Annotated in this window: 18 protein-coding genes; 3 read left to right on the top strand and 15 right to left on the bottom strand. The window is 72.0% G+C overall.

Annotated elements, in window-relative coordinates:
* Positions 1–117: 117 nt before the first annotated feature.
* A complete protein-coding gene (locus ABZT74_RS21775; protein WP_356437283.1) occupies positions 118–1572 on the bottom strand; it encodes an APC family permease in 1455 nt (484 codons plus the stop codon).
* Positions 1573–1784: 212 nt separating this feature from the next.
* Between ABZT74_RS21775 and ABZT74_RS21780 the strand changes: the two genes are divergently transcribed.
* Positions 1785–2960, top strand: coding sequence for an ROK family transcriptional regulator (locus ABZT74_RS21780; protein ID WP_355884299.1), 1176 nt, complete (start codon positions 1785–1787; stop codon positions 2958–2960).
* Positions 2961–3049: 89 nt separating this feature from the next.
* Here the strand turns inward: ABZT74_RS21780 and ABZT74_RS21785 are convergent, their stop codons facing one another.
* Positions 3050–4492, bottom strand: a complete 1443-nt coding sequence (locus ABZT74_RS21785; protein WP_356437285.1) for a hydrolase — start codon at positions 4490–4492, stop codon at positions 3050–3052.
* 231 nt (positions 4493–4723) lie between these two features.
* On the opposite strand from ABZT74_RS21785, the gene ABZT74_RS21790 reads away from it, so the two are divergent.
* Both ABZT74_RS21790 and ABZT74_RS21795 read left to right on the top strand, forming a co-directional pair.
* Positions 4724–4987 (top strand): GlsB/YeaQ/YmgE family stress response membrane protein, encoded by a 264-nt coding sequence (locus ABZT74_RS21790; RefSeq protein ID WP_355884296.1) that lies wholly within the window; start codon positions 4724–4726, stop codon positions 4985–4987.
* 172 nt (positions 4988–5159) lie between these two features.
* Complete coding sequence (locus ABZT74_RS21795) at positions 5160–6041, top strand: GNAT family N-acetyltransferase (RefSeq protein ID WP_356437287.1); 882 nt, start codon at positions 5160–5162, stop codon at positions 6039–6041.
* On the opposite strand, the gene ABZT74_RS21800 is transcribed toward ABZT74_RS21795, so the two are convergent.
* From ABZT74_RS21800 to ABZT74_RS21860, 13 genes are all read right to left on the bottom strand, one after another.
* Entirely contained in the window at positions 5980–6960 is a 981-nt protein-coding gene (locus tag ABZT74_RS21800) for an NAD(P)-dependent oxidoreductase (protein ID WP_356437290.1), read from the bottom strand. The two genes, ABZT74_RS21795 and ABZT74_RS21800, sit on opposite strands and share 62 nt — an antisense overlap.
* A gap of 70 nt (positions 6961–7030) precedes the next feature.
* Positions 7031–7807 (bottom strand): GNAT family N-acetyltransferase, encoded by a 777-nt coding sequence (locus ABZT74_RS21805; RefSeq protein WP_356437293.1) that lies wholly within the window; start codon positions 7805–7807, stop codon positions 7031–7033.
* Between the two features lie 161 nt (positions 7808–7968).
* Positions 7969–9297: an MFS transporter gene (locus tag ABZT74_RS21810; RefSeq protein WP_356437296.1), complete on the bottom strand. Its 1329-nt coding sequence runs from the start codon at positions 9295–9297 to the stop codon at positions 7969–7971.
* A 359-nt stretch (positions 9298–9656) separates the two neighbouring features.
* Positions 9657–10607: a catechol 2,3-dioxygenase gene (locus ABZT74_RS21815; RefSeq protein WP_356437299.1), complete on the bottom strand. Its 951-nt coding sequence runs from the start codon at positions 10605–10607 to the stop codon at positions 9657–9659.
* A 9-nt stretch (positions 10608–10616) separates the two neighbouring features.
* Positions 10617–11702 (bottom strand): 4-oxalomesaconate tautomerase, encoded by a 1086-nt coding sequence (locus ABZT74_RS21820; protein ID WP_356437302.1) that lies wholly within the window; start codon positions 11700–11702, stop codon positions 10617–10619.
* Positions 11699–12409: a 4-carboxy-4-hydroxy-2-oxoadipate aldolase/oxaloacetate decarboxylase gene (locus ABZT74_RS21825; RefSeq protein WP_355872559.1), complete on the bottom strand. Its 711-nt coding sequence runs from the start codon at positions 12407–12409 to the stop codon at positions 11699–11701. Before ABZT74_RS21825 ends, ABZT74_RS21820 begins: the two co-directional genes overlap by 4 nt.
* Positions 12406–13194, bottom strand: coding sequence for a PIG-L deacetylase family protein (locus ABZT74_RS21830; protein ID WP_355872561.1), 789 nt, complete (start codon positions 13192–13194; stop codon positions 12406–12408). Before ABZT74_RS21830 ends, ABZT74_RS21825 begins: the two co-directional genes overlap by 4 nt.
* Positions 13195–13269: 75 nt before the next feature.
* Entirely contained in the window at positions 13270–13920 is a 651-nt protein-coding gene (locus tag ABZT74_RS21835; RefSeq protein ID WP_355872563.1) for a GntR family transcriptional regulator, read from the bottom strand.
* Positions 13921–14199: 279 nt separating this feature from the next.
* Positions 14200–15276: an Ldh family oxidoreductase gene (locus tag ABZT74_RS21840; RefSeq protein ID WP_356437305.1), complete on the bottom strand. Its 1077-nt coding sequence runs from the start codon at positions 15274–15276 to the stop codon at positions 14200–14202.
* Positions 15277–15293: 17 nt separating this feature from the next.
* Positions 15294–17024: a thiamine pyrophosphate-dependent enzyme gene (locus tag ABZT74_RS21845; RefSeq protein WP_356437308.1), complete on the bottom strand. Its 1731-nt coding sequence runs from the start codon at positions 17022–17024 to the stop codon at positions 15294–15296.
* 13 nt (positions 17025–17037) lie between these two features.
* Positions 17038–17898: an amidohydrolase family protein gene (locus tag ABZT74_RS21850; RefSeq protein WP_355872569.1), complete on the bottom strand. Its 861-nt coding sequence runs from the start codon at positions 17896–17898 to the stop codon at positions 17038–17040.
* A gap of 131 nt (positions 17899–18029) precedes the next feature.
* Positions 18030–19241 (bottom strand): L-2-hydroxyglutarate oxidase, encoded by a 1212-nt coding sequence (gene lhgO, locus ABZT74_RS21855; RefSeq protein ID WP_356437311.1) that lies wholly within the window; start codon positions 19239–19241, stop codon positions 18030–18032.
* Between the two features lie 30 nt (positions 19242–19271).
* Positions 19272–20720, bottom strand: coding sequence for an aldehyde dehydrogenase family protein (locus ABZT74_RS21860; RefSeq protein WP_356437314.1), 1449 nt, complete (start codon positions 20718–20720; stop codon positions 19272–19274).
* Positions 20721–20763: the final 43 nt, after the last annotated feature.

The raw sequence follows: 20763 nt of genomic DNA on the forward strand, positions 1-20763 counted from the left end.
TGCCGCGCCGGGCCGTACGGGGCCGCTTCGGCCGGTGTGCCCCGGAACCGCTCTCCCCCAGCCCACCGGAACAGGTGGGACGCCCCCGGTGTCCGTCGTCCGGAGGCGTCCGCGCCCTCACGCGCCGGCGGGTTCCGTCTCCGGGGCGGGTGCCGTCAGGTACTCCTCGGTGATCTCCTTCGGGCCGAACGGCCACACCTTCTCCAGGCGCGCCCAGACGACGAAGGCCACCAGCCCGAGAAGGAGCCAGGCCAGCGACCACTCGATGGGGTGGCGGCCCGGGGAGTTCTTGTCGGCGTAGCCGTAGATGGTGAGCCAGCCGACGAGGGCGAGGACGCTCGGCACCGGGTAGAGCCACATCCGGTACGGGCGCCGCAGTCCCGGCTGCCGCCTGCGCAGCACCGACAGGGCGACGATCTGGGCGAGGGCCTGGACGATCACCATGACGGTGGTCAGCAGCTGGATCAGGGTGGCGAGATCGGTGTGGCGGCCGATGAGGAACCCGATGGCGGTGATCACTCCCATGGTGGCCAGGCTCAGCATCGGGAAGCGGTGCTTCGGGTGCAGCTTCGCGTAGGGGCGGAAGAAGACGCGGTCGCGGGCGGCGTCGTAGGGCACCCGTGAGCCGCCCAGCAGCCCCGTGAAGACCGAGGCGAACGCGGTGATCAGGATGAGGACGGTGACCGTGTCCGCCGCGCCCTTGCCCCAGGTCTCCTCCAGCACGGCCGAGGCCACGGAGGTGGAGGCGATGTCGCCGGGGTCGGTCATCCGGTGCCAGTCGACGACGCCGAGGGTGCCGATCTGGAGCAACAGGTAGATGGCCATGATGCCGAGGATCGAGAAGATGACCGAGCGGGGCAGGATGCGGCCGGGGTCCTTGATCTCGGCGCCCATGTACGCGGTCGTGTTGTAGCCGAGGTAGTCGTAGATGCCGATGGTCAGGCCCGCGGCGAAGCCGATCCAGAAGTGGCTGCCCGAGAGGTCGAAGGCGTGCGCCGGGTACGTGAAGGCCAGGTGGGCGCTGAAGTTCGTCGCCGCGGCGATGATCACCAGGAGGACGGAGGTGATCATCACGGCCCACATGACGGCGGTGATCCGGGCGATGTGCTCGATCCCGCGCCAGAGCAGCAGGACGACGAGCAGGATGACCGCGAGCCCGACGAGGTCGCCGGTGGTGCGCCCCATGCCGGGGGCCAGGTAGCCCAGGTACTGGACGAATCCGACCACGCCGGTGGACATGATCAACGGGATGAAGAGCATCGCCGTCCACACGAACAGGAACGGCATCAGGCGTCCGGTGCGGTACTGGAAGGCCTGGCGCAGATAGACGTAACTGCCGCCGGAGCCGGGCATGGAGGCGCCCAGTTCGGCCCAGATGAGTCCGTCGGCGAGCGCGAGCACGGCGCCCGCGACGAAGCCGATGACCGCCTGCGGGCCGCCGAACGCGGCGACCATCAGCGGGATCGTCACGAACGGCCCGATGCCGCACATCTGGCTCATGTTGATGGCGGTGGCCTGGAACAGGCCGACGCGGCGGACGAATCCGCCGTCGGGTGGCGGGCTACCGGACATGGGTCCTCCTCGGGACACGGCACGGCGAGCGGTACGGGGTGACGGTCCGCCGGGACGACGGCCGCCGGGGCGGATCGGGCACGACGGGTGACCGGCCGGCGTGCGCTCGCCCCGACAGGCCGGGGCTGAACGCGAACGTCGACCGGCCGATAAAGTTAAGGAGCCTTACTAGATGCGTCAAGGGGGTGTCATGAATGCGTGAGAATGGTGCGATGCCCGCCAGCGACTCCGCAGAGCAGCCCGAACCGACCTGGAACCGCAAGCGGCTGCGCAGCACCAACGAACGTCTGCTCCTCGACCGGCTGCGCACCGGCGGGGCCGCCTCCCGGGCCCAGCTCGCCCGGGAGACCGGCCTGTCCAAACCCACGGTCTCCAGCGCGCTCGCGGCCCTGGAGGGGGCGGGGCTCGTCCACGAGGTCGGCACCCACGCGCCGGAGCGCGGCCGGGTGGCCGTGCTGTACGCGCCCGACCCCGCGGCCGGCTACGCGCTCGGCATCGACATCGGCCGCAGCTGGCTGCGTCTCGCGGTCGCCGACCTCGACGGCTCGGTCGTCGCCCGCGCCGATGTCCGCAACCGCGCCCGCACCTCAGGGGCGATGGCCGACCTGGTGGTCGCCACCGCCCGTCAGGTCGTCGCGGACTCCGGTGCGCGGGACGTGGCCCACGCGGTGGTCGGCACGCCGGGCGTGTACGACGAGAAACAGGGCCGCGTCCGGTACGCGATGCACCTTCCCGGCTGGGGTCGGGCCGGCCTCTTCGACCGGATGCGCGACGAGTTGGGCATCCCGCTGGAGGTGCACAACGACGCCAACCTCGCGGCGCTCGGCGAGTACACCTACGGGGTCGGGGCGGGCAGCCGGCTCTTCGCCTACATCATGATCGGCACGGGTCTCGGCATGGGGGTCGTCAGCGAGGGGCGGCTGTTCACGGGGGCGCACGGCGGGGCCGGCGAGATCGGCTTCCTGCCCTGGCCCGGGCGGCACAAGCCCGAGACGCTGGAGGACGCGGTGTCCGGCGTGGCCGTGGTCGAGGCGGCGCGGCATTTCGGCATGACCGGGCACCTCACCGCGAAGACGGTCTTCGACGCGGCGCGCGAGGGACACCCGGCCGCGGTGGAGGCGGTCCGCCTCGAAGGCGAGCGGATCGCGCACACGGTGGCCGCGGCGGCCGCGGTGCTCGACCCCGACCTGGTGGTGCTCGGCGGCGGCGTCGGCCACAGCGTCGACCTGCTGCTCGCGCCGGTCAGCGAGACCCTGCGCACCCTCACGCCGCTGCGCCCGAGGCTCGTGCCGGGACGGCTGGGCGAGGACGCGGTCCTGCTCGGCGCGGTGGCCACGGCACTGGGCACGGCTCGCGACGTGGTGTTCGAACGCCGCTCGGCGCCCTGAGCCGCGGCCGGCGCGGACGGCCGGGCGGCGATCGGCACGCGGGGGCGGGCCCGGCGCCGGACCCGCCCCCAGGACGAACCGCTGTCCGTTCAGCTCACGTCGAGTGCCGTGTCGTCGAGGACGAACGACGTCTGCAGGGTGGAGCCCTCCGTACCGGTGAACCTGACGCCGACCGTCTGTCCGGCGTACGTGGTGCCCAGGTTGAAGGTCCGCTGCGTGAAGCCCGAGGCGGCGCTCAGGTTGGAGTACGTGGCGAGGGTCGCCAGCACGGTGCCGGAGCCGTTGACGATCTGGGCCTTGAGGGTGTCGTACGCGGTGGTCGTGGTCGTCTCGGCCGTGTCGACGTGGAGATGGAAGCTCAGCGTGGCGGAGCAGCCGGTGGGGATCGTGACCGACTGGGAGAGCGTGTCGGTGTTGGCCGAGCCGTAGCCGTTCAGCCAGGCCTTGTACGTGCCCGTGCGGGCCGCTTCACCGGAGCTGTCGGTGATCACGCCGCTGGTCGCGGTCCAGGACGTCGCGCCGGACTCGAACCCCTGGTTGGCCAGCAGTTGGGCGGCCGTGCAGGACCCGCCGCCGCCACCGCCACCGCCGCTGCTGGTGCCGGCGAGCCAGTCGGTGGCGTTGAGAGCGAGTGCGGCGTTGGTGGCGCCGGTGTCGTTCCAGCCGTCGTAGAGGGTGTTGCCGGACTGGCCGGTGCCGTCGTCGATCGGTGAACTGTCGCCCCAGAAGGCCACCTTGCCGCTGCCGAAGGTGCTGGTCGCGAAGAAGGCGCCGGTGTTCCCGGAGTAACCGGTGCGGTACAGCAGGCCCTTGACGGCCGCGTTGTCGGCGGGCTTGAGGGTGACCGTCGTCCCGCTCGCGATGAGGCTCTTGGTGACGGTGCCGTGCGCGCCGTGCAGGATCGCGTTGGCGCTGTCGCCGACCGCGGCGGGGTAGTCCGAGCCGATGCTCAGCGAGTCGATGGCGAAGCCGAACGGATCGGTGCTGTCGACGCTGTTGTTGCTCATCAGGTCGTTGAGCACCTCGACCGCGTCGTAGCCGTCGTTGTTGCGGTCGGCACCGGTGTGGTCGGAGATCATGAACAGGCCGCCGCCGTTCTTGACGAACGTCATGATGGCGGTCTTCTCGGCGGTGGTGAAGAGCGTGTTGGGCTCGGGCAGGACCAGTTCGTCGACGTTCGACAGGTCGGTCGCGGCCGTGCCGCCGTAGGTCAGGCTCGATCCCGAAGGCAGCGTCTTGAGGCTGTAGTCGCCCGTCTTCTGAAGGGCGACGCCCCACGAGGACAACGCCCCGGTCCAGTCGGTCTCGGCGGACGGGGTCGAGTCCTGTCCGAGGGGGTCGGGCTGGCTGGTGGAGATGATCCAGTCGGCGTTGCCCGCGGTCTCGGCGTGGCCGTTGTCGAACAGGACGCGGTGGGGGGTGGCCGCGTGGGCCGGGGCGACGGCCGCCGCCTGGACGGCGGCGCTCGTGACGAGCAGTCCGAACACGGCGACTGCCGTGGTGATGCGGGGGGATCTTCCGAGTCCGAGCATCCTGCAAACCTCCGTCGGGGTGGGGAGAGGCCGTGCGGGCGCCAAGTCTGCGCGCGTAGAACGGTAGTTGACCGTCCCCGGCACGACAGGCGATTGAACGGTACATGACCAAAATATGGGTCGGCGGGGGCATCGGCCGCTCTGTGACACGGCGCCCGGCCCGAAGCGGACTGGCCGCCGCCCGCGGAGGGCAGATACATAGCGGCGACAGACCCACCTGGAGGGGCGGAGATGGAGATCTCAGGCATCATCAGCGCCATCGTCATCGGCATCATCATCGGCATACTGGGCCGGCTCGTCGTGCCGGGCCGCCAGCGCATCGGCATCCTGCTGACGATCGTGGTCGGCATCGTGGCCGCGTTCATCGGGTCGGGCGTGGCCGCCGCGTTCGGCGTGGCCGACACCAAGGGAGTCGACTGGATCGAGTGGCTCATCCAGATCGGCCTCGCGGCCGTGGGCGTCGCGGCCCTGGACCGGACGAGGGCGCGCCGCTGAGCGGGCGCCACCGACACGGAATTGACGGGAGTCCGAGCGAGCGGGCGCGGCGGCCGCTCCGGCCCGCCGGGGCCGCTCGTGCGGGCTCCCGTCAATTCCGTTGCGGAGCGCTCCCCCGTGCGGCTACGTTCTGCGGGCTTCCCACCCGCACGCCCGACACCCCGGAGCGACCTTGCCGCCGCGCATCACCCCGTTGACCGATCCCGAGCCCGCCGCGTCCAGCCGCCGCCTGGCCTGGCTGGCCTCGGACGCCGAAGGAGCACCGCTGGGCTCGGCGTACGTCCGGCTGTTCACCGACGAGGGCCGCCGGCACCTCGCCGAGCTGGAGATCGCCGTGCACGCCGCCGAGCGGCGCCGCGGCGTGGGCGGCGCCCTCCTGGACGCGGCGACGGCGGCGGCACGGGCCGACGGACGGCGGTCACTGGTCGCCCAGGCCGGGACCGGCTCCCCCGGTGACCTGTTCCTCGCCGCGCGGGGCTTCCGCCGGGTGCTGGCGCTGACCTACGCGCGACTCCCGCTGCCGGACCTCGACCTCACCCAGATCGACGCGGTCGCCGAACGCCCGCATCCGGGATACGCGTTGACGCACTGGGACGGTGTGGTCCCGCCGGCGCTCGCCGCCGGCTTCGCCCTGTCGCGGCGGGCCATGGACGACATGCCGATGGAGGAGACCGACTACGGGACCGTCGTCTGGGACGTGGACCGGGTGGTGGCCGTGGCCGAGGCCGTGCTCAAGCGCGGCGAGGCCCTCCACACCGTCGCCGTGCTGGACCGCTCGGACGAGTCGGTCGTCGGGTTCTCGGAGCTCGTGGTGCCCGGCGACGGCCGGGGCGACGCACAGCACTACGGGACGGGCGTCCTGCCCGAACACCGGGGCCACGGGCTCGGCCTGTGGATGAAGGCCGAGTCGATCCGGCTGGCCCGTGCGCGGTATCCGGAACTGTCGGGCCTGCTCACGGACACGGCCGACAGCAACGCGCCCATGCTCGCGATCAACGACGCCCTGGGCTACCTGCCGACGCATCGGGCCGTGGAGTACCAGCGGGATCTCTGACGTGCTCCCGGGCCGCCGCCCCGAGTGCGGCGAGGCCGTCCCGGCTCGACGCGTGGAGAGGCGTCCAGCCCAGCTCACGCTCCGCCTTCGCCGAGGAGGCGCGCAGGGTCGTCCGCATCATCACGTGCGCGTACGACAGGGGCCGCATCGTCCACAGCGGTACGGTCATCGGCTTCGGCAGGCCGAACTCCTCGGCCACGGACCGGACATGGGCGGCGAAACCGAGCGGGGTGCGGTCGGTGACGTTGTACGCCTGGCCGGGGCGGCCGTGGTCCACGGCGGCGGCCACCGCTCGTGCCGCGTCGGCCAGGTCGACCCACGGCAGCACCCGGCCGTGGTCGTCGGCCACGGGGAGCTGCCTTCGGCGCAGCATGGGCAGCAGGGTGTCCGTGCCGCCGGCTCCGTAGAACAGGCCGAAGCGGAGGGCGATCCCCTCCATGTCCGTGGCTCCGAAGGTGAGTTGCTCCTTGATGCGCATGGCGGCGATGTGCTGTTCCAGCGCGGGGGTGGTTCCTGGGGGGCCGAAGGGACCGTCCTCGGTGAGGACGTGGTCGCCGTGATCGCCGTATCCGTAGCCGAAGACCATCGACTCGGCGATGATCCGGCGGGCGCCGGTGGCCCGGGCGGCCTCGACGAGGTGGGCGGTGCCGTCGACGCGCAGGGCGTCGGTGGCCCGCATGTCGCGGTGGCGCAGAGGTGCCCTGCTCAGGGCGGTCGCGGCCAGGACCACGGTGTCGTAGTGCAGGCCGTCGACGGCGCGCAGTGTGGCCTCGCGGTCCAGGATGTCGGCGCGGACCGTGTTGGCCGGGCCCCGGCCGAGTCCGGTGACGGTGTGGCCCGCCTCGGTCAGTGCGCGGGTGATGTGCCGGCCGAGCACTCCGCTCGCGCCGGCCAGGAGGATGTTCTGGTGCGTGGTCATGCCGATGCGACGGACCGCGGGGGCCTGGATGTGACATCGGCGCCCGGCCGCCCCGGCACCGCGCCGGACATCACGCCTCGTAGACGTACGGTGTCGTCGTGGTGAGCGGCTGGAAGCCGAGCCGGGCGAGGATCGGGCGGCTCTGGCTGGAGGCGTCGACCTGGACATAGCGGTACCCGCGGTCCGCCGCGACGCGGGCGCGGTGGGCGACCAGGGCGCGGTAGATGCCGCGGCCGCGCCAGGCCTCGACGGTGCCGCCGCCCCACAGTCCGGCGAACCGCGCTCCGGGCAGGAGTTCCATGCGGGCCGCGCTGACGGGGACGTCACCGGCGAGGGCCACGACGGCGACCACGGTGTCCGCGTCGCCGGTGAGCTGCGCGAGCAGTTGGTGACGCAGGCGGGTGCTGTCCGTTCCGAAGGCCTGCTGGTGGACCTCGGCCACGAGGTCGACTCCGGCGCGGTCGGTGACGGGCAACAGGCTGACGCCTTCGGGCGGTTCGGCGTCGAGTTCCAGATCGCCCAGCTCCGCGATCATCAGTGTCTCCTCGGGCTGGGCGGTGAAGCCGGCGGCCGTCAGCCGCCTGCCGAGGTCCTCCGGACGATCGTGTCCGTACAGCTTCCACTCGAACTCCCGGCCGAGGCCGGTGAAGTGGCGTATCTGTTCGGCGACGGCCGCGTCGGCGTTCGTGCCGTCGAGGTCGGACCAGATCACCCCGTTCCATCCGCCCTCGGCCCCGACCTGGCGCACCACCCGTCCGGCGCGCTCGATCCGGGCGCCCGGCGCGTCAGGGCGTGCCGTCTCCCGCATGTCCCGGTCGAACAGGGCAAGTACCGCTACGTGATCCATGGGCTCACTCCAGCACCCCGGGACCTCCGGGGCAACGGAGATTGCGGGCCGCGCGGCGCGGCGGGGGGCCCGGCACCCGCCGCGCGGCGGCGCGGGGACGTGGGCGCCCGGGCGGACCCCTCGTCGGGTGCCGCCCGGGCGCCTGCTCTCCTGGACGGGGATCAGCCGGTGGTGGTGAGTTCCTGGTGCGGTGCGGTGGCCGGGGGTGTCGTCCTGACGCGGCGCAGGCCGGTCAGGCTGACGAACACCAGGGAGAAGACGCCGGCGGCGGCGAACGCCGTGAAGCCGGCGGTGGTCGAGCCGGTGGCGAGGAGCTGCCCGCCCAGCCAGGGGCCGAAGACGGCGCCGAAGCGGCCCATGCCCGAGGTCCAGCCGACCGCGGTGGCGCGGTTGTCGTCCTCGGAGCGGTGCGCCACCGTCGCGTAGATCATCGCCTGGGCGCTGAAGAGGAACAGACCGGTCAGGAAGACGACGGTGTACGTGAGGGGCAGCGGCATCTTGACGCTGAGGGAGTAGACGCCGACGGCGGTCGCGCCGAACCAGATGGCGGAGATGAGCGAGCCGCCGAACCGGTCGGTGAGCCGGCCGCCGATCAGCATGCCGACGATGCCGCCGAGGTTGATGACGATGACGAAGCCGATCGAGGAGCCGAGGTTGTAGCCGTTGGCCTTCATCAGCGAGGGCAGCCACTGCGAGACGCCGTAGACGAGGAGGAGGCCGCCGAAGGAGGCGAGCCAGAAGAACAGGGTCTCGACCCACTGGCCGCCGCGGAAGAGGGCGGTGAGGGCGCTGAAGCGGTCGGCGGTGGCCCGGCGTTCCTTGTCCCGGGCGGCGAGGTCGACGCCGTAGCGGTCGGCGAGCGCGCGGGCCTCCTCGGTGCGGCCCTTGGCCTGGAGGAAGGCCATCGACTCGGGCAGGAACCGGACGGCCAGCGGAACACCGACGAACAGCGGTATGACACAGATCCAGAACGAGACCCGCCAGTCGCCCGTCCCGAGCGCGACGAATCCGGCGACGATGCCGCCCGCCTGGTGGGCCGTCATCAGGGAGCCCACGATCAGGGCGCGGTGACCGCGCGGGGCGTACTCGGTGACCATCGTGATCGCGCTGGGCAGCAGGCCGCCGAGGCCGAGACCGGCGAGAAAGCGGCCGAGGCTGAAGACGCCCAGGCTGGACGCCGAGGCACAGACGGCGGAGGCCAGGGAGAACACGGCGGTCGACACGACGATCGTCTTCTTGCGGCCGACCCAGTCGCTGACCGTGCCGGAGGACAGGGCGCCGATCAGCATGCCGAAGGTGGCGTAGGAGCCGACGTCGCCGGCCTTGCCGGGGTCGATGCCGAGCGCCTTCGTCTCCAGCATGTGCGGCAGCACGGAACCGTAGATGAACATGTCGAGGCCGTCGAAGAGGACGACCAGCCAGCAGAGACCGACGACCAGTGCGGCCATTCTGCTGCCGCCGCGCGCGGGCAGGGCGAGGGAGGAGGACATCGTTGTTTCCTCTCGTCCAGGAGGTGTGGGCCCTGGAAGGGGATCGGGGATGCGGGGCGGCGCGGCTCGTGCGGCCGACCCGGCGATGCGCTAGACGCTAAGGAGTGATCTCCGGAGTGTCAACGCTTTTGTCAACAATCCAGAGGGGAATCAGGCCACCCCCGCGACGGTGCCACGACGAGCTGAGAGGCAGATGAAATGGGCGCGGGCGGCACGCAGTCGGGTGCCACCCGTACGCCTGTACTGGCTTGTTCTGTTCGCTCAACCGATCGGTCGGCGACAGCTGACCCGAGCCGGCCCCGGATGGCCGCCGGTCCGTGGACGAGCGGGGGACGACCGCGGGTCAGGGCGGGCCCCGGTCAGCCGATGGGCGGCGTTCCGTGGGTGTGGAAGGACTCGATGGTCTTCAGCCCCCAGGCCTGGCCCTTCTTCCGCTCGTTCTCGGTCCAGGTCACCAGAGGCCAGTCGGGGGCGAGGACGAGACGGGTGAGCGGGTTGCACAACTCGACGCGGTTGCCGCCGGGTTCGTACACGTAGAGGAAGAACGTCTGCTGGACGGCGTGCTTGTGCGGGCCCGTCTCGATGAACACGCCGGTGTCCAGCGCGAGATCGGCGGCGCGCAGGATGTCCTCGCGGGTGTCGGTGGCGAAGGCGATGTGGTGCAACCGCCCGTTCGACCCCGTCCAGTCCTCCGTGTAGACCACGTCGTACGACTTGTTGCTGAACGTCAGCCACTGAGCGGCGATCCTGCCGCCGTCCAGCTGGATCTGCTCGGTCGGGCGGGCCCCGAGCGCGTCCCGCACGAAGTCGCCGCAGGCCGCCACGTCGGCGGCGAGGTAGTTGACGTGGTCCAGGCGTCGCACGCCGACGCCGTGGCCGGGCTTGGCCTGGGGCTGGTTCTTCAGGCCCGGCTTCAGATGCTCCGGCGCGCGGTACCACTCGCTCTCCCAGTACAGGGCGAGTTCGTGGCCGTCGGGGTCGGTGGTGACGAAGACGGGGCCGATGCCCGGCTCGTCGTCGCTCCAGCGGCCCTCCCGCCCGGTGCTCTCGATCTCCTTGACCCGGCGCCGGAGGGCCTCCTCGCTGGAGGCGCGCAGGGCGGTGCGGCGGATGCCCGAGGTGGAGTGGGAGGTGAGGGTCAGACTGTGGTGCTCGTAGTCGTCCCAGGTCCGCAGGTAGACGGAGTCGCCGGAGCGGCCGTTCTCGGTCAGGCCGAGGTAGTCCGTGAAGAACCGGACGCTGGCGTCCAGGTCGGGGGTGAGCAGTTCGACGTGCCCGAGGTGGGCGATGTCGCCGAGCGGCGGGGCCATGGGGCCTCCTCAGGGTTGGTGTGCGGCTCCGGCCGGCCGGGGGAAGACCGTGCCGTCGAAGATCTTGCGTGCGGTGCGGACGACCGCGGTGCGCCCGGCCGCGGGGACGCCTCCGGGCCCGTACGCGAGGCCGGACTCGATGTCGAGGAATCCGGTCGGGTGCTCGATCCGCAGCCGGTCCCCGCGCTCGGGCAGCCGGGCCACGGTTCCGCCGACGCCGCCCGCCACGCGCAGCCCCGCCGCGACGCTCGCGGCGCCGAGGACGCCGATGGAGGTGTGGCAGCGCACGGGGATGAACGTGCGGGTGGCGACGGCTCCCCCGGCGCGCGGCGGCGCCAGCAGCGTCACCTTGGGCACGGTGGCGTTCTCGACGTCCCCGAGGCCCATCAGCTTGCCCGCCTCCAGACGGATCTCGCGGAGCCGGTCGGCCAGGGCGAGGTCCTCCTCCAGGTCCTTGGGAGCCTCGTACCCGCTGACGTCCAGCGCGGACGCGGCGACGAGCACGGTGGGCATCCCGTTGTCCACGCAGGTCACGTCGATGCCGGCGACGGTGTCGCGGGCGCGGCCGGTGGGGAGCAACGGGCCGCTCCCCCGCGGGAACTCGACGACCACCGGCGCGGCGGTCCCCGGCACCCCGGAGATCTCGGCCGAGCCCGCGTAGACGACGCGCCCGTTCTCGGTGGGGAAGCTCACGACCGCCAGGTCACCGGAGTTGACCATGCGGATCCGTACGGAGGTGTGTCCCCGGCCCGGCTCGACGAGTCCGCGCTCGACGGCGAACGGACCGACTCCGGCGAGGAGGTTGCCGCAGTTCTGACGGTCCGACACCTCCGCTCGTTCGACGCCCACTTGGAGGAACAGGTAGTCGATGTCGGCGTCGGGGTCGGCCGACACGGAGACGACGGCCACCTTGCTGGTCAACGGGTGCGCGCCGCCCAGACCGTCGATCTGGCGCGGGTCGGGACTGCCCATCACGCGCAGCAGCAGGCCGTCGCGCTCCGCCCGTTCCGCGGGGAGGTCCCCGGCCAGGAAGTAGGCGCCCTTGGAGGTGCCGCCGCGCAGGAGCATGCAGCGCAGCTCCTCCGGCCCGCTCACGGCGCGGCTCCGTCCCGGACGTAGGCGTCGTAGGGCGTGTAGGTGACGCCGAGGCGGGCCAGGGTGTCGCGCAAGCCGTAGCGGTCCAGGCCGAGTTCGCCCTCCCGGAAGGCCGCGCGGGCCAGTGCCTCCTTGCGCTCGCGGGCCTCCGACGCCTCGGCGGTGCGGCGGGCGTCCTCACGAGGTACGCACACCACGCCGTCGTCGTCGGCGAGGATCACATCGCCGGGACGGACGATCTGGCCGCCGAGGACGACGGGGACGTTGACGGAGCCGCCCGTCGCCTTCACCGTGCCCTGCGGACTGACCGCGGCGGCCCAGGCGGGGAAGCCCATCGTGCGCAGTTCGTCGGTGTCGCGGACGCCGGCGTCGATGACCAGGCCGCGCACACCGCGTCGTTGGAGCGCGGTGGCGAACAGTTCGCCGAACATGCCGTCCGTGGAGGGGGACGTGGTGGTGACGACGAGGACGTCACCCTCGCCGCACTGCTCCACCGCCGCGTGGATCATGAGGTTGTCGCCGGGCCAGGAGAGCACGGTGACCGCGGTGCCGGCGACGCGGATGCCCTGCTGGACGGGGCGCAGCCGGGTGCCGAGCAGCCCGGTGCGGCCCATCGCCTCGTGCACGGTGGCGGTGCCGTACGCGGCGATCGCCTCGACGTCCTTCACGTCCGCCTTGGGCGGGCCGGTGACGATCACGCCGCTCATGCCAGCTCCTTCGCGATCTGCGGGTAGGGACGCATGTACGCCTCGGCCATGGTCCGGTGGGCGAGACCCAGGTTGGGTCCTGCGTTGCGCTTGAGCTGCACCCCCCGGCGTACGGCCAGGTCGGTGTAGTAGTCCCACAGGTGCTGCTGGGCGCCGAGGCACTCCATCGCCCGGCGCTTGGTCTCCCACACCTCGGTGATGTCGAGCAGCACTTCGGGCCGGAACCCGCTCATCTCGGGCTGGTGGGGTTCGAAGTAGAAGACGGGCGGGGCGCCGATGATCTCGCCCTCGCCGGGGTAGCCGATGGCCTGGGCGAGGACGCGGGCCTCCAGCGCCATGCGGTTGGCGGCCGGGTGGTCGCCGTTGTACGGGTCCTCGGTGGGGTGGGTGAGCACGACGTCCGGCTGGGTCGCGCGGTAGACCGCCACCAGACGGTCGGTCAGCTCGGCGGTGGGGGTCAGCGGGTAGTCGCCCGCGTCGAAGAAGCGGACCTCGGCGCCGAGGGTGGCGGCGGCCTTCTCCGCCTCCTCACGGCGTATCGCCTTGATCTCGTCGAGGTTCCGGCCGGCGCGCCACGCCTTGGCGGACTCACCGCGTTCGCCGAAGGTGAGGCAGGCGATGGTGACCCGCTCGCCCCGGGAGGTGGCCAGGGCGATGGCGCCGCCGGCCCGCCACACGAAGTCCCCGGCGTGCGCGGTGACGACCAGGGTCGACCGTGCGGAGGGTGCACCCCGGCCCGGTGGGGCCGTGGGTTCTGGGGAGGCGGGCGCGTCGCCGTGCGTCATGGCAGAGATCTCCTTGGTGGACAGGTGCGTGCCCGCCTCGGATGCCCGTCGTGCCGCGCGTCGCCGCGCGGGACGTCAGTCGCGCAGCGCTTCGATCACGCTGCCGAGGTGGGCGCGGACGGCCGCTTCGGCCGCCTGCGGGTCCCTGGCGCTGATCGCCTCGATCATGGCCAGGTGTTCACTCAGGGACTGCTGCGCACGACCGGGACGCAGCGCCAACTGGAAGCGATGGCGCACCAGTTGGGCGTTGAGCCGTTCCAGGAGCCCGACGGCCGTCCGCTGGCCGGAGAACTCCCTGATCCGGGCGTGTACTTCGTGGTTGAGCTCCGAGTAGGTCACGGGCTCGCCGTCGGCGACCGCCTTGGACATCGCCGCTCCCAGTTCGGCCAGTTCGGCCAGCTGGTCGTCGGTCGCCGCGACGGCCGCCTTGGCCGCGCAGAGTCCTTCGAGTGCCATCCGGCACTCGGTGATGGCGACCGCCTCTTCGACGGTCACGACCCGGACCCGCGATCCGCGGTTGCGGATGCGCTCGACCAGTCCCTCCGTCTCCAGCTCGATCAGCGCCGCCCGGGTACTGGCCCGGGTGACGCCGAACTGCTCGGCGAGTTCGTTCTCCACCAGCCGTTGGGCCGGTGCCATCTCTCCGCGCAGAATCGCCTGCCGCAACTGCACCAACGCGTGCTGCTTGGCCTGCTCGCCGGTGCCTGGACGGGCTTCCTTCTGCATTGCGCCCTCCCTGAGTGAGTGCCTGTCGAACGTAAATCTAGACCAACAAGATTGTCAACAATTTTGTTCGGTATGTTGCCGACACGCCTCACCCCGATACACCCGGTCCGCCCCGGCACCCGGAACGGCCCGGTGTCGCCGCGCTCCGGTCCACCGAACGTCGGACGCGGTCCCGGACACGCCGGATGGCCGGGGGCCCCGGTACTGCGGGGCACTCCGGCCATCCGTCCTCCACTCTCTTCGTGGAGTCCTCGCGTCCTCGGTGGGGAGCGGTTCGGCCTACCGGCCGAGTGGTTCGGGCGGAGTGACGCCCAACCGGCCGGCGCTCTCCGTGAGTTCACGCCACACCTTGGCCGCCACGGGAATCCCCTCCGCCGAGCGCCGAGCGGCCAGGCCCGCGCTGCGCTCGCCCGGATAGAACACGCCGGGAGCGTCGTCGGCGGGTGTCAGCGACGTGAGGGTGGCGAGCGTGGTGTCGACAGCCGCCGTGAAGGCGTCCGGATCGCCGAATGCCGCCGGGTCGATGGCGATGATCAGGGCGTTCTGCCGGTGCTTCCGACCCTGCGGGTCCTCGGAATGGAAGGCGGAGAGGATCGGCGCGCCGACGAGCACGCTGGTGATCAGCTCGAAGGCGAGCGACATACCGGATCCCTTGGCGCCGCCGAGCGGCAGCGGCATGACCGCCTTCTCCGGGTCGGTGGTGGGCGTGCCGTCCGCGGTGGCGGCGGCACCCTCGGGGAGCGCGGTGCCGCTCGCCCTGGCCTGCCGGATCCGGCCCAGGGCGATGGTGGCGGTGGCCATGTCGAGGAGCAGCGGGGCCTGGCTCGCGGCGGGCACGGCGACGGCCAGCGGACTGGTGGCGACGGCCGCGCCCTTGACGCCGGTGTAGCCCATGTTGGGCATACCCGCGACGAACGCGATGCCGATCAGGCCCTGTTCGGCGATCTTCGCGACGTAGTAGCCGATGGCGCCGGTGTGCACGGTGCGGCGCACGCCGACGGCGGCGACCCCGCTCGCCCGCGCCCGGTTCACCGCCTCCTCGGCGGCCGCGGTGAGTGCCACCGGTCCGGGTGCGCGGTCCGCGTCGAGGACGGCGACGCCGGGCACGCCGGAGGTGACCGTCATCTCCGGGTGGCCGTTGGCGGTCCCCTTGGCGAGGAGTTCGAGGTAGGCGGTCACGCGCGCGGTGCCGTGGGAGTCGACGCCGCGCAGCGCGGCCCACACGAAGACGTCGGCGGTGGTCCGCGCGTGTTCGGTGCTCAGGCCGCCCTTCTCCAGGAGTGCGGCGGCGAAGCCGCGCAGCGCGTCCGCGGGCACGGTCACCCTGCCCGGCGCGGGTGTCGGGGTGTCGGTCATGGGGAGGGCCTCCTGGGTCAGCGGGTGACGAGGACGTCGACGACGGCGGTGGTGCCCTCGGACACGGCCTTGAGGGCGCGCTCCAGGGCGGGGGCGAGCGCGTCCGGTGTGTCGACGGTCTCGGTGTGCATGCCGAACGGCTCGGCGAAGCGGGCGAGCCGGGGCAGCCGTCGCAGGTCGGTGCCGAGCCACTCGCCGGTGTCGGCGGCGGCGCCGTCGGGGTAGAACCTGCGGTGGTTGAGGTTCATCGACTTGTAGACACGGTTGTTGAACACCACGATGAGGAGCGGCAGTCCGTAGGTGTTCGCCGCGTCGTAGGACGGGATGACGGGGTTGTAGGCGAAGGCGCCGTCGCCGATGGTGAGGACCACGGGACGTTCCCCGGCGGCGAGTTTGACGCCGAGCGCGACCGCGATGCCCTGGCCGAGTCCGCCCTGGACGTAGAAGTACGCGTCCGCGGCGTCGGTCCGCAGATGGCGTCGGACGACGCGGCTGTGGGTGATGGTCTCGTCGACGACGACGGCGTCCCGGCCGTCGAGCAGTGCGCGCAGGCAGGCTGCGACGAGGACCGGGTCGACGCCCTCGGCGTCCGCGGCCCGCGTCTCGGCCGCCGCGATCGCCGCCCGTTCCCGTGCGTGGCGTTCCTCCTGCGCCAGGCGCCGGCCGGCGACGGCGGGGGCCGTCTCCGGGGCGGTGGAGAGCGGACCGGCCCGCTTGGCGAGCTGGTGCAGGGTGTTCGCCGTGTTGCCTTCCAGGTAGTGGTCGGCGAAGAGGACCTGGTAGACGACGTGCGGGCGTTGCGGGACCTCGTCGATGACGACGATCCGTGCCTTCGAGGGGCGGCGCGAGGGCGGGTAGAAGGGGGCACGGCAGTTGACGAGGAGGATGAGGTCGGCCTCGTCCATCCAGGGGCCGATGTCCGAGCCCGCGTGCAGCGGGTGCGTACGGGGGAAGTTGGCGCACACCGCCGAGTCGGGTTCGACGACCGGGATGCTCCAGGCCTCGGCGAAGGCGACCAACGCCTCGAAGCCGCCGGCGTCCCGGCCCGCCGTCTCGGTGACGATCACCGGATTGTCCGCCTCGCGGATCAGTTGTGCGACGGAGTCGGCCTCGCCGGGCGAGCTGTGGGTCGATCCGGGTGGGACCACCGGCTTGGCCTCGCGGCCGTCCCACTCCTCCAGCAGGATCTCCAGCGGGATGTTGAGGTAGGCGGGTCCGGCCGGGGCCCGCCAGGCCAGCTCCGCGGCCCGCGTGACCATGGTGGGCAGCGTGTGCACGTCGGCGGCCTCGGTGGACCACTTGGTGAAGGGCCGGGCGATGCCGTGCGGTCCGCCCACCACGGACAGGTTGCGGTACCACTGGCCGCCGGGGTCCTGCCCCGGTCCGTCGCCGTAGCCGGTGGACTCCGAGGAGGCGACCACCATGGGGACACCGGCGAGCAGGGCGCCGTGGACGGCCATGGAGCCCTGGAGCAGGCCGGGTGCCGCGTGCAGGAGGACGCCTTGGGGACGGCGGACGATCAGGCCGTAGCCGGTGGCCATGCCGACCGCGACCGTCTCGTGGGTGAGGTCGAGGTATTCCGGGGCAGGCTCGCCGTCGCGGTGGCGCCGGGCCAGGGACTCCCAGACCGGGGCCCATTCCGATCCGGACGAGCAGAAGAGGTAGTCGGCTCCCATGGCGCCGAAGGCGGCGACGAGCGCCTCTCCCCCGTCACCGCCGGCGGCCGGTGGGTTCGTGGTGTCGGTCATCTCCCCGGTGCCCTCAGCCCTCGATCGGCCAGTCGAGGACCTCGGAGATGCCGCGGCCCAGGATCCACTCCAGTTCCTCCGGGGTGAAGTCCCAGTGCTGGGTGAACTGTTCGATGGTGTCGGTGTACGTGATGCCGTGGCCGAGCAGGCGGGTGATGTCGGTGCCGTAGAAGCACCGCTGCGGGCCCAACTTGTCGACCATCTCGCGTACGTACTTCTCGATGTTCTTGTTCGGGAAGGGCTGGGTCGAGTAGCCGGGGAGCGCCGAGACCTTGACGTAGATGTTCGGGTGGGCGGCGAGGTCGGCGGTCTCCTGGACCCAGTAGCCGATGGCGTCGTCGACGCAGCGGGCCATGATGCCCATGTGGTCGATGATGATCTTCAGGCCGGGGTGCTTGGCGGCGATCTCGCCGAGTTCGCGCTTCCAGATCGGCGCGTGGACCATCGTCGGGATGCCGAGTTCCTCGGCGATCGGCCAGTACCAGTCGTTGGTGCCGTCGATCATCCAGTTGCGGTCCTGCGGCCGGTGGAAGGTGAGCCGGGTGCCCTTGATGTACGGATTGCCGGCGAACTCCTTGAGCAGGGCGGTGCCTTCGACCGGGTCGTCCTGCGGCACGCGGGCCATGATGCCGAAGCGGTCGGGGTGGGCCTCACAGGCTTCGAGGGCGTAGTCGATGCGGTTGCCCTCCCACGACGGCGGCAGGATCAGCGCGCGGTTGACTCCGGCCTCGTCCATCAGCTCCAGTGCCTCCTCGTAGGAGAAGGCCTCCTCGCGGTGGCCGTTGAGGCGGATGCGCTCCCGGGCGCCAGGGACCCAGGGGCGGTCCGGGGTCTCTTCCTTCCAGATGTGGATCTGGGTGTCGACTACGAACATGGCATCTGCCGTTCTCTGCGAAGGGGGTGGTGAGGTGGTGCGGAGGGAACGCTAGGTCGGCGGGAGACCTTTGCCGAGCGCTGGGAGCGCAAGCAGTTCTTGCGCGGAAGTCCGCTGTATCCGGGGCATGTTCAGGGTGCGGACGGATCACCGAGCACGGTGTCCGCGATGTGTTCGGCGATCGCCATCGAGGAGGTCGCGGCGGGCGAGGGCGCGTTGCGTACGGCGGTGACGCCGCCCACCCGGTGCAGGGCGAAGTCGTCGACCAGCGAGCCGTCCCTGCCGAGCGCCTGGGCACGGACACCCGCTCCGCCGCGCACCACGTCACGGGCGTGCAGGGCGGGGACGTACGCCTGGGCGGCCTTCATGTAGGCGGTGACCGACAGCGAGCCGCGGATCTCCTTGACTCCGGTACGCCAGTGTTCCCGTGCCAGCCGCCACATGCCGGGGAAGCGGGCGATGCGGGCGAGTTCGCGCAGGTCGACGTCGGAGCGCCGGTAGCCCTCCCGGGACAGGGCGAGGACGGCGTTGGGGCCGACCTCGACCGTGCCGTCCACCCGGCGGGTGAAGTGCACGCCGAGGAAGGGGTACCGGGGGTCGGGCACCGGGTAGACCAGGCCGCGGACCATGTGCGTCTTGTCCGGGACGACCGTCATGTACTCGCCCCGGAAGGGCACGATGCGTGGCTCGTCCCCGTCGTCGGCGAGCCGGGCGACGCTGTCGCTGTGAAGGCCGGCGCACAGCACGAGCCGGTCGACGCGGAGGGTCTCGGCCGCGGAGGCGACCTCGATGGCTCCGCCCGTGAGCCGCGTGACGCGGGTGACGGGGAAGCCGAGCCGCACCTCCCCGCCGGAGTCGGTGACGTCCTTCGCGAAGGACCGGGCGACGGCGGTGTAGTCCGTGATCGCGGTCCGCGGGGAGTGCAGGGCGGCGCGGCCCACGGCGTACGGCTCGATCTCGTGGATCTCGCCCGCGCCGACCCGGCGCACCCCGGGGACCCCGTTCTCCTGTGATGTGGCGAACAGGGCTTCCAGGCGGGGGACTTCGTCGTCGGTGACGGCGACGACGAGCTTGCCGCACGCCTGGTGGGGCAGCCCCCGGTCCTGGCAGTACTCACGGAGCATCGCCATGCCCCTGGTGCACAGACGGGCCTTGAGGCTGCCGGGCCTGTAGTAGATGCCGGCGTGCACCACTCCCGAGTTGTGCCCGGTCTGGTGGACGGCGACGTCCTGTTCCTTCTCCAGCACCACGACCCGGGTGCCGGGCCGGCGCAGGGCGATCTCACGGGCGGTCGCGAGGCCCACGATGCCGGCACCGACGATGCCGATCGTCTCGTCAGCCATCGGCCTCCTCCTTTCGTGACGCGGCACCCGTCAGGCGCCGAAGTGGATGGCGACGGTCTTCACCCGGGTGTAGAAGCGCAGTGCCTCCTCGCCCTGCTCCTTGAACGGCGATCCGGAGTCGCGGAACCCGCCGAAGGGATGGTGGACGTCCCATCCGGAGGTGGTGGTGTTGACCGCGATCTGGCCGCACTCCGCCTCGTCGGCGAACCGGTGGGCGGCGCCCAGGTCACGCGTGAACACGGCGGCCGCCAGGCCGAAGACGGAGTCGTTGACAGCGTCGACGGCCTCTTCGAAGGAGTCCACGGCGCGCAGCGCGAGGACCGGTCCGAACACCTCCTCGCGCCAGACGTCCTGATCGGGCGTCACCTCGCCGAGCACGGTCGGGTTCACGTAACAGCCGTGCCCGAGCGTCTCGTCGGCGGGCCGGTCGCCGCCCGTGAGAACCGTCGCGCCCTGCTTCACGGCCCGTTCGACGTCGGAGAGGATGCTGTCCCGCTGCCGGGCGCTGACCAGGGGGCCCATCGTGGTGCCGGGATCGCGCCCGGGGCCCACGCGCAGGGCGGCGGCCTCGGCGAGCAGCAGTGCGGTGAACTCCTCGTACACGGGCCGCTCGACGATGACCCGACTGGTGGCCGTGCAGCGCTGTCCCGCCTGGGCGAAGCCGGCTGCCGCGACGGCACGGGCGGCGGCGGGCAGATCGGCGTCGGCGAGGACGACGGTGGCGTTCTTGCCGCCGAGTTCGCCCTGGAAGCGGACGTTGGTGTGGGCGAGCGCGGCGCGCAGCCCCTCGCCGACCTCGTTGCTGCCGGTGAAGGTGACCGCGGCCAGACGCGGATCGCGGAGCAGGGCCCCGGAGATCTCGGAGCCGCGGCCGGTGACCACGTTCAGGACACCGGCGGGCAGTCCCGCGTCGTGCAGGGCGCGGGCGAGGTGCAGGGCGGCCTGCGGGGTGTCGGTGGCCGGCTTGAGGACGGCCGCGTTGCCCGCCGCCAGGCAGGGTGCCAGTTTGCGGGCCGGCGTGATCAGCGGGTCGTTCCACGGGGTGATCGCGAGGACGATGCCGAGGGGCTCGCGCTGGTGGTGGGTGCGGGTGTCCGGGCGTATGTCGTGCACGAGCGTGCCGTAGCCCTGGCGGGCGACGCCCGCGTAGTACTCCAGGAAGTCGGCGGCCTTGAGGGCCTCGCCGGTCGCCTCGGCGAGGGTCTTGCCCATCTCGGTGCTGAGGTCCTCGGCGATCCGGGTGACGCGCTCGCGCAACAGCCGGGCGGCGTCGGTCATGATCCGCGCCCGTTCGAAGGGGCTGGTGCGCTTCCAACGGGCGAAACCCTGTTCGGCGTGGTCGTAGGCGCGGGTGACGTCGGCGGCGCCCAGGGCGGGAACACGGGCCACCGGGGTCCGCAGATCGGCGGGGTCGTGGACGTCGATCCACTCGCCGGTCGCGAACCACTCCCCACCGGAGAGGGTTTCCAGGGTACGCATCACGATCACTTCTCTCGTCCGCCGCGGTGCGGGCCGCGGTCAA

Origin of the sequence: Streptomyces sp. NPDC005302, assembly GCF_040607345.1 — a bacterium.
Taxonomy (GTDB): Bacteria; Actinomycetota; Actinomycetes; order Streptomycetales; family Streptomycetaceae; genus Streptomyces.